The organism is Candidatus Pseudomonas auctus, assembly GCF_048654275.1.
In the GTDB taxonomy this organism is placed as follows: Bacteria; Pseudomonadota; Gammaproteobacteria; order Pseudomonadales; family Pseudomonadaceae; genus Aquipseudomonas; species Aquipseudomonas pharyngis.
Genome location: NZ_JBJYZK010000011.1, coordinates 116,455 through 128,809, shown reverse-complemented (window position 1 = coordinate 128,809; position 12,355 = coordinate 116,455). Strand labels below are relative to the sequence as shown.

Here is a 12,355-nt window from a genome sequence, read left to right as displayed (position 1 = left end):
AGTGCCGGGCGTCTTGCTTCTTTGAGCAGGCAGTTCTGGTTAGCACCGGTAAATCGGGCAGTGCAATTAATTGGCCATTCTTCTGGAAACATTTTGAATCAATAAGCGCAGGGATTCGGCCGAGCAGTGGCTTCATCAATGCTGGGGAATCAGCCCCGGGATTGGGGAAATCCGGGCACAAAAAAACCGCTGCCCCCGAGGGAGCAGCGGTTTTTTGAAAGACCGCGTTAAGGCTTAGTAGCCCAGTGCGAAATCTTCTTCCTTCATGTCCATCAGGTTGTTGGCGCCCGACAGCACGGTGGCCACGTGCGTACGGGTACGCGGCAGGATGCGCTGGAAGTAGAAGCGCGCGGTTTGCAGCTTGGCGGTGTAGAACGCCTCGTCGCTGGTGCCGGCAGCCAGTTTTTCAGCAGCCAGACGCGCCATGTCAGCCCAGAAGTAGGCCAGGCAGGCGTAACCGGAGTACATCAGGTAGTCCACGGAGGCCGCGCCGACTTCTTCGCGATCTTTCATGGCGGCCATACCGACCTTCATGGTCAGTTCGCCCCACTCTTTGTTCAGTGCAGCCAACGGTGCGACGAATTCTTTAACAGCTTCGTTGCCTTCGTTGTTCTGGCAGAACTTGTGGACGATCTTGGTGAAGCCTTTGAGCGCCTCGCCTTGAGTCATCAGCACTTTACGGCCCAGCAGGTCTAGTGCCTGGATGCCGGTGGTGCCTTCGTACAGCATCGAGATGCGGCTGTCGCGAACGTTCTGCTCCATGCCCCACTCGGCGATGAAGCCGTGGCCGCCGTAGATCTGTACGCCGTGGTTGGCGGATTCGAAACCGACTTCGGTCATGAACGCTTTGGCGATCGGAGTCATGAAGGCCAGCAATGCGTCGGCTTTCTTCTTCTCTTCTTCGTCCACGCCGTATTTGACGATGTCGACCTGTTTGGCGGTGAAGTACACCATCGCACGGTTGCCTTCGGCGAATGCCTTCATGGTCAACAGCATGCGGCGTACGTCTGGGTGAACGATGATCGGGTCAGCGGCCTTGTCCGGCGCTTTCGGGCCAGTCAGGGAACGCATCTGCAGGCGATCGCGAGCGTATTTCAGGCCGCCCTGGAAGCCGATTTCGGCGTGAGCCAGACCTTGCAGCGCGGTGCCCAGACGTGCGGTGTTCATGAAGGTGAACATGCAGTTCAGACCCTTGTTCGCCGGGCCGATCAGGAAACCGGTCGCGCCGTCGAAGTTCATCACGCAGGTCGCGTTGCCGTGGATGCCCATCTTGTGTTCGATCGAACCGCAGGTCACGGCGTTGCGTGCACCGACGGTGCCGTCGGCGTTCGGCAGGAACTTGGGAACGATGAACAGCGAGATGCCCTTGGTGCCGGCCGGTGCGTCCGGCAGGCGGGCCAGTACGATGTGGACGATGTTGTCGGCCATGTCGTGTTCACCGGCCGAGATGAAGATCTTGGTGCCGGAAACCTTGTAGGAACCGTCGGCCTGAGGTTCGGCCTTGGTGCGCAGCATGCCCAGGTCGGTGCCGCAGTGCGGTTCGGTCAGGCACATGGTGCCGGTCCATTCGCCGGAGACCAGTTTGGTCAGATAGGCTTCTTGCTGCTCTGGGGTGCCGTGCTCGGAGATGGTGTTCATCGCGCCGTGCGACAGGCCCGGGTACATGCCCCACGACCAGTTGGCTTCGCCGACCATCTCGCTGACAGCCAGACCCAGCGACTCAGGCAGACCCTGACCGCCGTGCTCGACGTCATGGGCGAGGCTCGGCCAGCCGCCTTCGACGAATTGCTTGTAGGCCTCTTTGAAGCCGGTCGGGGTTTTCACGCCGGACTCGCTCCAGGTGCAGCCTTCGGTGTCACCCACGCGGTTCAGCGGTGCCAGCACCTGCTCACAAAACTTGGCGCCCTCTTCGAGAATGGCGTCAACCATGTCCGGCGTTGCTTCTGCACACGCTGGAAGGCTCTGATAGTGCGCTTCATAGCCGAGCAGTTCGTCACGAACGAAGCGAATATCACGCAAGGGGGCCTTGTAGTCAGGCATAGCGATAAACCTCTGCTGATGTAACCGGGAATGAACGACCGCGTTGATTTGTTATGACGGTCAAACAGTTGTTTGAAACATACGTTTACGCCGAAATCTTGTCAAGCGTCGATCTTTTGCCGTTCGTCATGATGTTCCCTCCAGGCGCGCGCCTGCTGAGGGCTGGCCGCCAAGGTCAGTCATTTGGCTCGCAATGAACAAAGAACTGTCATTTCTGACAGGTGCGCAAAAAACGGCGCTTCTATGAAATGAAGGTGCAGAGCAGCGGACGAATTGTTCAACCGCATGTTTGGAGTGAAGCGCTATGAACCAGCAATCAGATAACAGCAATCTGCCCAGGACAGCAGGTTTTCCCGACCGCAGCTTTGGCGACGACGGTGCTATTTCCATTGGAGGAAGAGGCACTGCCAACGCAATTGCGTCTGACAAGGACGGTAATCTTTATGTGGCTTACGCGATTGATAAAAAAATGCGACTGGCTCGCTACCTTGTCGATGGGGCCAGGGACGAGTCATTCCAGGAAACGACCTGGCAATATGATCAATACGATGAAACGCGCCCTACGCGCCTTCTGCTGGAAGAAGGCAGCGGAAAAATCATCGTGATCGGGGAATCCTTCAAGAACAACTTGACCCGGCCCGCTGTCACCCGCTTCAATCAGAACGGTAGCCCGGACCTCGTGTTTGGAAATCGGGTCATGTCGATTGACGCAGAAACAGATATCAATTGGGTCAGAGTCAAACTAGTAGATGGGTGCCTGCAAAAGGATGGAAAAATCCTCATTGCCGCAAACTTCCAAATTATTAGCTCAAGTCCGCTGAACAGATTGTATCGGCTACAAAACAGCGGCCAACCGGACGAAACTTTTGGCGACGGTGCCGGGTTCATCGATATCAATCTGCAGGGTTTCCCGAGTAACGTCTGCAATGTTGCGACGCAGGCTGACGGGAAGATCGTGGTGGCGGGCCATCAGCACGTGAATTTACTCAGAAGGGTAGCACGCTACCACACCACCGGGACTTTGGACCTCACTTTCGGTCGGGGCGGTTATGCCGATATCGAACTGGCGGAAGAGCCGCTGCCCGAAAAACAAGAGCCCAACACGTTCACTGTAAGCCTTGTCAGCCGGATCGTCATACAGAACGACGATAAAATCCTGGTCGCAGGCGTCGGCCGTGATGCCAATAAGAGGGAACGCGGGCTGCTTACCCGGCTCGAGGCCAACGGCGAAGCGCTGGACCCTGCATTCAATTCAGGTAAACCGCTACTGATTTCGCGCTCCGAGGACAGAATCAGTTTCAATTCAATCGCCGTTCAACCAGACCAGAAAATCGTCACGGTGGGTAGTTCCCTACTGGCCCACACCTGGATGGTGGAATATCAACGATTCAGTGAAAACGGGGTCATTGAACCTTTCTGGAGTGGGTACAGGGTAGGCGATTGCATTGACGTGGTGATTCAACCCAAAGGTCGGGTGGTCGTGGCCGGGAGTAGTAGCGATAAATTTGGCTCTCCACGCATCTGCGGTTTCCTCGGTTCCTGACAAGCGCTGACATCAATGCCGAAGTGCGCCGGGGCTCGCTCACCGGCGCTCTCCTGACCGTTCAGGCGTAGGTATCGATCAAGGTGCCCAATACTTCATCGGAGGCCTTGGCCACCTTCACACCCAGCTCTGCCTGGATCTTGCCCTGCGACAGCTCGACGATATTGCTCGTCAGATCCGACTCCTGCGCGCGGTCCACACCGCGCAGGCGATTGACCTGCACTTGCGAAGACTGGCTGGTGACCGATCGTTCGATGGTGTTGTTGGCGATCTGGCTGGCAGCCTGATCGACGCGATTCTGCCCGGACTGAATCGAACTCAGCCCCGCATAGAAAGCGGTGTTGCCGGAAATTTCCATAGTCACTCTCATCCCTGCAAAGGATCAATGGTCGCCATTGAACCAGACACACCAGAAAAACACCCGTCAAAAACACTAATGGCACAGTGCCTTGCCATAGCCAAAATCAGTCGAGCAGATCCAGTTGCAAGTGATCGGCAACCGCTTCGGCGCTAACCGCCTTGAGTTTCGGCACCCGCCCCAGGCAGGGTGCCGGAATCCGCTCAGCCAGTGTCGCCAGGTTTTCCTCCAGCCGCGAAGTCTTCGGATCAATGATGTTCGCCACCCATCCCGCCAGTTGCAGCCCGTCCCGGGCAATTGCCTCGGCAGTCAACAGCGCGTGGCTGATGCAACCCAGGCGCACACCGACCACCAGAATCACCGGCAGCTTCAGCGCAATCGCCAGATCCGACAGATTGTCCTGATCCGCCAACGGCACCCGCCAACCGCCCGCGCCTTCGATCAGCGTGAAGTCGGCGTTCATGGCCAGAATCTCGCGCATCGGCGCCAGCAACGATTGCACGGTCAGCGCCACACCCGCCTCACGCGCTGCCAGATGCGGCGCGATGGCCGGCTCGAACGCCACCGGGTTGACCTGTTGATAGGTCAGCGGCAAGGAGCATTCGGCCTGCAACGCCAGCGCGTCGGAATTGCGCAAACCTCTGGGCGTCACCACACAACCGGACGCCACCGGTTTGCCCGCTGCCGTGCTCAATCCTGCCGACCGCGCAGCGTGCAGCAACCCGGCGGCAACGGTGGTCTTGCCGACGTCAGTGTCGGTTCCGGTGATGAAATAGGCTGCGCTCATAAGGGTTTCTCCAACACGGCGTAGACCACCTGATAGGTCGCTGGCAGCCCTTGAGGCTGACGGAACTGCTCGTAAGCCTCGACCAGCCCCAGAATCCGCGCCCGCCCGGTCAATCCACCCGGCCGGCCAGGGTTCAGGTTATGCGCGCCCAGTGCCTTGAGTTCGTGGGTCAGGCTGCGCACATCCGGGTAATGCAGCACATGCGGCCGATTCTCCAGACTGGCCGTACGCAAACCACTGGCCGCGCACAATTGCTCATAGCGGGCGAACTCGCGGAAGCGGTTGACGTGCACCAGGCCATCGACCTGACGCCAGCTGTCGCGCAATTCGTACAGCGTCCCTACACAAAGACTAGCAAACGCGAAAATCCCCCCCGGTTTCAGCACCCGAAACGCTTCGCCGAGCACCGCTTCGAAGTCTGCGCACCACTGCACGGCGAGGCTGGAGAAGATCAGATCACACGTCGAATCCTGCAACGGCAAACGTTCGGCATCGCCAGCAATGAAGTGTGTGGCCCCGCCCAACGGCCGCGCGTGATTGAGCATGCCCTCGGCGATATCCAGCGCCAGCCCCTCACCAAATCGCTCGGCCAGTACCCGGGTGAAATACCCGGTGCCGCAGCCCAGATCCAGCCAGCGTGCCGGCCGAAAATCCACCGGCAAGCGATTCATCAACTGCGTACCGACATCGCGCTGCAACTCGGCGACGCTGTCGTAGCTGGCCGCTGCGCGAGAAAAAGAAGCTGCGACCTGGCGCTTGTCAGGCAAGCCGCCGGGCAACGCCGCAACAGACAAATCAGTCATCACCGCACTCACTCAAAAACGCCTGGATCGCACCCGCCACACCGTGGGGGTCTTCCAGAAGAAACGCATGGCTGGCCTGCTCGATCAGACCAACTTCGACATCTGCCAGCAAGGCGAACAACTCGCCCGCGGCCTCCGCCGGCACCAGCCCGTCCAGCCCGCCAAACAGATGCAATTGCGGGCCACGAAACGCCTGCAACGCTTCCCGCGTATCGATCTGCGCCAACAACTCCAGACCGGCCATCAAAGCGGCCGGCGAGGTATTCGGCGCGCCGCCGAGCAAGAGCCGCGACAAGCCGCGCGCGTCTTGCGCGCCCTGGGCGCACAGCAGCGAGAATCGCTTGAGGGTCGTGCGCGGGTCGGCGCTGCAGCCGGCCAGAAACGCATCGAAGGTCTCGCCGGGCATCGCGCTCGGCCATTGTTCATGGGCGACAAACGAAGGATTGCTCGCCAGGGTCAGCAAGCCGCAGCAATGTTCGCCACGCCGGGCCGCCAGCTCGGACGCGAGCATGCCGCCCAGTGACCAGCCGCCGAGCCAGGCATCTTCGGGGACGCGCTCATCGAGCTCGTCGAGCCAGTCGTTCAGATCGCTGGAGTCCAGCTCCGGCAGCGGCTCGATGTCGACCTGCAGGTGCTCGTCGAGTCCGCGCAGTGCAGCGGCCAGCGGCTCCAGCGGCGAAACGCCGAGCCCCCAACCCGGTAACAGAATCAGGCGATCACGCATGGCTTGGCTCCGACGTCAGTTGAGCAAAGCAATCGGCCAGTCCTTCTAACAATAGCTGCACCTGTGCCTCGCTGTGGGCGGCGGTCAGCGTGACCCGCAACCGCGCACTGCCGGCAGGCACGGTCGGCGGCCGGATTGCGGTGACCATCAACCCACGCTCGCGCAGCATCTGCGATAGACGCACGGCGCGACCGGCATCGCCGATCAGGATCGGCTGGATCGGCGTGAAGCTGTCCATCAGCTCCAGACCGATCTGCTCAGCGCCGTGGCGGAACTGGCGGATCAGCGTCTGCAAATGCTCGCGACGCCAGTGTTCGCTGCGCAGCAGTTCCAGACTTTTCAACGTTGCGCAGGCCAGCGCCGGCGGCTGGCTGGTGGTGTAGATGTACGGGCGGGCGAACTGGATCAGACTTTCGATCAGCTCTTCACTGCCCGCGACGAACGCACCCGCCGTGCCGAACGCTTTGCCGAGGGTGCCGACCAGTACCGGCACATCCTCCTGGCTCAAGCCGAAATGCTCGACGATCCCGCCACCGTTCGCCCCCAGCGGGCCGAAACCGTGAGCGTCATCGACCATCAGCCACGCGCCTTTGGCCTTGGCTTCCCGGGCCAGCGCCGGCAGATCGGCAAGGTCGCCGTCCATGCTGAACACGCCGTCAGTGACTACCAGTGTATTGCCGGTGGCTTTCTCCAGGCGCTTGGCGAGGCTGTCGGCGTCGTTGTGCAGATAACGATTGAAGCGCGCGCCGGACAACAATCCGGCATCCAGTAACGAGGCATGGTTGAGCCGGTCTTCCAGCACCGTGTCGCCCTGCCCGACCAGCGCCGTGACCGCGCCGAGGTTAGCCATGTAACCGGTGGTGAACAACAGCGCACGCGGCCGTCCGGTGAGGTCAGCCAGGGCTTCTTCCAATTCGTGATGCGGGCCGCTGTGGCCGATCACCAGATGCGAAGCACCGCCACCGATGCCCCACTTCGAGGCACCGGCGCGCCAGGCTTCGATCACTTGCGGATGGTTGGCCAGGCCCAGGTAATCGTTGTTGCAGAACGCCAGCAACGGCTGACCGTCGACCACCACTTGCGGCCCTTGCGGGCTTTCAAGCAGCGGTCGCTGGCGGTAGAGATTTTCGGCACGACGGGCAGCAAGGCGTGCGGCGAGATCGAAAGACATGCAAGCCTCGAACAGTCAAATCACATGAATCAGGATGGACACCGACCTTGTGGGAGCTGGCTTGCCAGCGATGGCGGCGCCACATTCAACATCAGTGTCGACTGTCAGTCCGCTATCGCTGGCAAGCCAGCTCCCACAGGGGAGTGTTCCTTCAGCAAATCGGGGCGAGTTTCAGACCGCCGCGTTATAGAACTGCTCGCTGCTCTTCTGCTCCACCAGCGCCTGCTCGATGGCGGCCTGGTGGACTTCGTCGGCATGCTCTTCGCGGGCTTCCGGCTGAATGCCCAGGCGCGCGAACAGTTGCATGTCCTTGTCGGCCTGCGGGTTGGCGGTGGTCAGCAGCTTGTCGCCGTAGAAGATCGAGTTGGCACCGGCGAAGAATGCCAGGGCCTGCATCTGCTCGTTCATCGCTTCGCGACCGGCGGACAAGCGCACGTGGGATTGCGGCATGAGGATGCGCGCCACGGCGAGCATGCGGATGAAATCGAACGGATCGATGTCGTCGGCGTTTTCCAGCGGCGTGCCGGCCACTTTCACCAGCATGTTGATCGGCACCGACTCCGGATGCTCCGGCAGGTTGGCCAGCTGGATCAGCAGGTTGGCGCGGTCATCGAGGGACTCGCCCATGCCGAGGATGCCGCCGGAGCAGATTTTCATCCCCGCATCGCGCACATAGGCCAGGGTCTGCAGACGCTCGGCATAGGTGCGGGTGGTGATGATGCTGCCGTAGAACTCCGGCGAGGTATCGAGGTTATGGTTGTAGTAGTCGAGCCCGGCCTTGGCCAGGGCTTCGGTCTGGTCCTGATCGAGACGGCCGAGGGTCATGCAGGTTTCCAGGCCCATGGCCTTCACGCCTTCGACCATCTTCAGCACGTAAGGCATGTCCTTGGCCGACGGGTGCTTCCACGCCGCGCCCATGCAGAATCGGGTCGAACCGATGGCCTTGGCGCGGGCAGCCTCTTCGAGGACTTTCTGCACTTCCATGAGCTTTTCTTTTTCCAGCCCGGTGTTGTAGTGACCGGACTGCGGACAATATTTGCAATCTTCCGGACAGGCCCCGGTCTTGATCGACAACAGGGTGGAAACCTGAACGCGGTTGGCGTCGAAATGCGCGCGGTGCACCGTCTGCGCCTGGAACAGCAAGTCGTTGAATGGCTGAACGAAGAGTGCTTTGACTTCGGTCAAAGTCCAGTCGTGACGCAGGGTGGCAGTGGTGCTGGCGCTCATGGGCGTTTCCTTGGTTATGCTTGGCTGGCGCCTGGGGAAACGGAATACCCACAGGCACGACACGGATGTTCGGCATATTTAAGGAAGAGTCATGCGCTGTCAACCACGCTACGAAAGGCCGGTTTACATCTGGTTAAAAAACAAACAGAACTGCTTGTTGTGCGACGAACCGGCAGACGCGCAAATCCCGATCTGCACCGCCTGCGAAACCGATTTGCCGTGGTTGGGCGATCAATGCCTGACCTGCGCCCTGCCCCTCGCCGCCGGCCTGACCTGTGGTGGCTGCCTGCAGGATCCACCGGCCTTCGAACAGGTGGCCGTGCCCTGGATTTACGGTTTTCCGGTGGACACCCTGATCACCCGTTTCAAGCACAACGCCAAATGGCCGCTTGGCCACTTGCTCGCCGACGTTCTCGGCGAGTTTCTGCAACATCGCTTCGAAGAAGACCTGCCTCGCCCGGACGCCCTGCTACCGGTGCCGCTTGCGCCGAAACGCTTGCGCCAGCGCGGCTTCAACCAAGCGGCGATGCTCGCGCAGTGGCTGGGCAAGTCACTCGACCTGCCTTGCGAGGAACACAGTCTTTTGCGGGTGCAGGATACTGACGCCCAGCAGGCGCTGAACGCCAAGGCGCGGAAACACAATCTGCGATACGCCTTCGCCTTGAGCCCCGATGCCCAGGTGAAAGGCCGGCACCTGGCCCTGGTCGACGACGTGCTGACCACCGGTGCCACCGCCCAGGCGCTGGCCCGTTTGCTGATGGACGCCGGCGCCGCGCGGGTGGATGTGTACTGCCTGGCCCGCACGCCAAAACCCGGCGACGCGGCTTGACGGATACGCCACGAGTCGCCAACGTCCTCACTCAACCCTTCAGTACAAAGCGTCCGCCATGTCCCTGCCCAGTCTGTTGTCCCAGCACATCGTCCGCCGTCCGCAGCGCATCGCCTTGCTGCAACACATCGCCGAACAGGGTTCGATCACCCGCGCCGCGAAGAGCGCCGGCCTGAGTTACAAGGCGGCGTGGGATGCCATCGATGAGCTGAACAACCTCGCGCAAAAGCCTCTGGTCGAGCGCGCGGTAGGCGGCAAGGGCGGTGGCGGAGCCAAACTGTCGAGCGAGGGCGAGCGAGTGCTGCGCCTCTATCAAAAGCTGCAAGCCTTGCAGGCCCAGGTACTGGAGGCGGCCGAGGATGCCAGCGATCTGGATCTGCTCGGTCGGCTGATGCTCAGGACCAGCGCACGCAACCAGCTGCACGGCAAAGTCGTGCTGATCGAAGGTCAGGGCCGCAACGACCTGATCCGCCTCGAACTGGCTGAAGGCCTGTCGATCGACGCGCAGATCACCCACGACAGCACCGTCCATCTGGAACTGCAACCGGGCACCGAAGTGGTGGCGCTGATCAAGGCCGGCTGGCTCGAACTGCTCGCGCCACAGGCCACGCCTGCCGTCGGCCACAACCTGTTGAACGGTCGGATCGAGGCGATTCTCGACGCCGCAGACGGCCCGAGCGAAGTGCGCATCGCGCTGCCCAACGGCCAGACCCTGTGCGCGCTGGCCGAACCGCTGGACTTGCGCAGCCGTGGTCTGAAGGTCGAGCAACCGGTGCAGGTGCAGTTCTCGCCATCCAATGTGCTGCTGGGCACACCGCTCTAAACAGCACTGCAACGAAAGCGTCATCGACCCGCATTAAGGTGGCTGCCAAAACCATGCAGGGAGCCTGATGTGAGCCTATTAGAAGAAAACCAATCCACAGACCTGGAAAAAATGGTCGGCCTGAGCCGTCGCGGTTTCATCAGCGCCGGCGCGCTGTGCGGCGCGGCGATGTTCCTCGGCGGCAACCTGCTGAGTCGCAGCGTGCTGGCCGCCAGTGTCAGCGCCGGCAACAGCCGTCTGCTCGGCTTCGACAGCATTCCAGCCGCCACCACTGACACCATCAGCCTGCCCAAAGGCTACAAGTCGTCGGTGCTGATCAGCTGGGGTCAACCGCTGCACAAGAACGGCCCGGCCTTCGACCCGAGCGGCAATGGCACCGCGGCTGCACAGGAAGTGCAATTCGGCGACAACAACGACGGCATGAGCCTGTTCGAATTCCCGGGCGAGAAAAACCGCGCGTTGATGGCGATCAACAACGAATACACCAACTACCGCTACCTCTATCCGCACGGCGGCATGCCGCAGTCGGCCGAAGACGTGCGCAAGGCCCTGGCCTGCGAAGGCGTGTCGGTGATCGAAGTGCAGCGCAAGAACGGCCAGTGGCAGTTCGTTCAGGGTTCGCGCTACAACCGACGCATCCACGGCAACACGCCGATCCGCCTCAGCGGCCCGGCTGCCGGCCACGAATTGCTGAAAACCAGCGCCGACAAGCACGGCAAAAAAGTCCTCGGTACCTTCCAGAACTGCGCCAACGGCAAGACACCGTGGGGCACTTATCTGACCTGCGAAGAGAACTTCACCGACTGCTTCGGCAGCAGCAACGCCCAGCAACAGTTCGACCCGGCGCAGAAACGCTACGGCGTGGTCGCCACCAGCAAAGAGATCAACTGGCACCCTCACGATCCGCGCTTCGACATGGCCAAGAACCCCAACGAACTCAACCGTCACGGCTGGGTCGTGGAGATCGACCCGTTCGACCCGCAATCGACCCCGGTCAAACGCACTGCGCTGGGCCGCTTCAAACATGAAAACGCCGCACTGGCCGAGACCGACGACGGTCGCGCCGTGGTTTACATGGGCGACGATGAACGCGGCGAGTTCATCTACAAATTCGTCAGCCGCGACAAGATCAATCACCGCAACGCCAAGGCCAACCGCGACATCCTCGATCACGGCACGCTGTACGTCGCCAGGTTCGATGCCGGCGACGGCAATCCGGATCACCCGAAAGGCCAGGGCCAGTGGATCGAACTGACCCACGGCAAGAACGGCATTGACGCCAGCAGCGGTTTCGCCGATCAGGCCGAAGTGCTGATTCACGCGCGTCTCGCCGCCAGCGTGGTCGGCGCCACGCGCATGGACCGTCCGGAGTGGATCGTGGTCAGCCCGAAAGACGGCCAGGTCTATTGCACCCTGACCAACAACGCCAAGCGCGGCGAAGACGGCCAACCGGTGGGCGGGCCGAACCCGCGCGAGAAAAACGTCTACGGACAGATCCTGCGCTGGCGCACCGACCGCGACGATCACGCGGCGAAAACTTTCGCCTGGGATCTGTTCGTGGTCGCCGGCAACCCGGGCGTCCACGCCGGTACGCCGAAGGGCGGCTCGTCGAATATCACCCCGCAAAACATGTTCAACAGCCCCGATGGCCTCGGTTTCGACAAGGCCGGACGGTTGTGGATTCTCACCGACGGCGACTCGAGCAACGCCGGTGATTTCGCCGGGATGGGCAACAACCAGATGCTCTGCGCCGATCCTGCAACCGGGGAAATTCGCCGGTTCATGGTCGGGCCGATCGGCTGTGAAGTCACCGGGATCAGCTTCTCGCCGGATCAGAAAACCCTGTTCGTCGGGATTCAGCACCCGGGCGAGAACGGCGGTTCGACCTTCCCCGAGCACCTGCCGAACGGCAAGCCTCGGTCATCGGTGATGGCGATTACCCGTGAGGATGGCGGGATCGTCGGCGCCTGATCGGGCGAAGCTCTGATCGTTCCCGTGCACTGCACGGGAACGATCCCACTCAAGACAGCCCGTCTGCGCTACCATGCTG

Annotated in this window: 11 protein-coding genes; 4 read left to right on the top strand and 7 right to left on the bottom strand. The window is 61.3% G+C overall.

Annotated features, from left to right (window positions below; translation table 11 throughout):
• Positions 1-234: 234 nt before the first annotated feature.
• Positions 235-2,040, bottom strand: a complete 1,806-nt coding sequence (locus tag ACKUG4_RS20305) for a phenylacyl-CoA dehydrogenase (RefSeq protein ID WP_445434699.1) — start codon at positions 2,038-2,040, stop codon at positions 235-237.
• Between the two features lie 304 nt (positions 2,041-2,344).
• Between ACKUG4_RS20305 and ACKUG4_RS20300 the strand changes: the two genes are divergently transcribed.
• Positions 2,345-3,583 (top strand): hypothetical protein, encoded by a 1,239-nt coding sequence (locus ACKUG4_RS20300; protein WP_445434698.1) that lies wholly within the window; start codon positions 2,345-2,347, stop codon positions 3,581-3,583.
• 61 nt (positions 3,584-3,644) lie between these two features.
• Here ACKUG4_RS20300 and ACKUG4_RS20295 read toward each other — a convergent pair whose 3' ends face one another.
• The 6 genes from ACKUG4_RS20295 to bioB form a co-directional block, all read right to left on the bottom strand.
• On the bottom strand, positions 3,645-3,941 hold the full coding sequence (locus ACKUG4_RS20295) for a pyrroloquinoline quinone biosynthesis protein PqqE (protein ID WP_445434697.1): 297 nt from the start codon (positions 3,939-3,941) through the stop codon (positions 3,645-3,647).
• A 106-nt stretch (positions 3,942-4,047) separates the two neighbouring features.
• Positions 4,048-4,728, bottom strand: coding sequence for a dethiobiotin synthase (bioD, locus tag ACKUG4_RS20290; protein ID WP_007959854.1), 681 nt, complete (start codon positions 4,726-4,728; stop codon positions 4,048-4,050).
• A complete protein-coding gene (bioC, locus tag ACKUG4_RS20285; RefSeq protein WP_445434696.1) occupies positions 4,725-5,531 on the bottom strand; it encodes a malonyl-ACP O-methyltransferase BioC in 807 nt (268 codons plus the stop codon). Before bioC ends, bioD begins: the two co-directional genes overlap by 4 nt.
• A complete protein-coding gene (locus ACKUG4_RS20280; RefSeq protein ID WP_064599891.1) occupies positions 5,524-6,255 on the bottom strand; it encodes an alpha/beta fold hydrolase in 732 nt (243 codons plus the stop codon). The genes bioC and ACKUG4_RS20280 overlap by 8 nt, the downstream gene beginning before the upstream one ends.
• Complete coding sequence (gene bioF, locus ACKUG4_RS20275; RefSeq protein ID WP_445434695.1) at positions 6,248-7,426, bottom strand: 8-amino-7-oxononanoate synthase; 1,179 nt, start codon at positions 7,424-7,426, stop codon at positions 6,248-6,250. Before bioF ends, ACKUG4_RS20280 begins: the two co-directional genes overlap by 8 nt.
• Positions 7,427-7,597: 171 nt before the next feature.
• Positions 7,598-8,653 carry a biotin synthase BioB gene (gene bioB / locus ACKUG4_RS20270; RefSeq protein ID WP_445434694.1) on the bottom strand — a complete coding sequence of 352 codons (1,056 nt, stop codon included), beginning with the start codon at positions 8,651-8,653 and terminating at the stop codon, positions 7,598-7,600.
• Between the two features lie 91 nt (positions 8,654-8,744).
• Between bioB and ACKUG4_RS20265 the strand changes: the two genes are divergently transcribed.
• The 3 genes from ACKUG4_RS20265 (at position 8,745) to ACKUG4_RS20255 (ending at position 12,276) form a co-directional block, all read left to right on the top strand.
• Positions 8,745-9,482: a ComFC family protein gene (locus tag ACKUG4_RS20265; RefSeq protein ID WP_445434693.1), complete on the top strand. Its 738-nt coding sequence runs from the start codon at positions 8,745-8,747 to the stop codon at positions 9,480-9,482.
• Positions 9,483-9,540: 58 nt separating this feature from the next.
• On the top strand, positions 9,541-10,305 hold the full coding sequence (locus ACKUG4_RS20260; RefSeq protein WP_445434692.1) for a TOBE domain-containing protein: 765 nt from the start codon (positions 9,541-9,543) through the stop codon (positions 10,303-10,305).
• Positions 10,306-10,374: 69 nt separating this feature from the next.
• A complete protein-coding gene (locus ACKUG4_RS20255; protein WP_445434691.1) occupies positions 10,375-12,276 on the top strand; it encodes a PhoX family protein in 1,902 nt (633 codons plus the stop codon).
• Positions 12,277-12,355 lie beyond the last annotated feature (79 nt).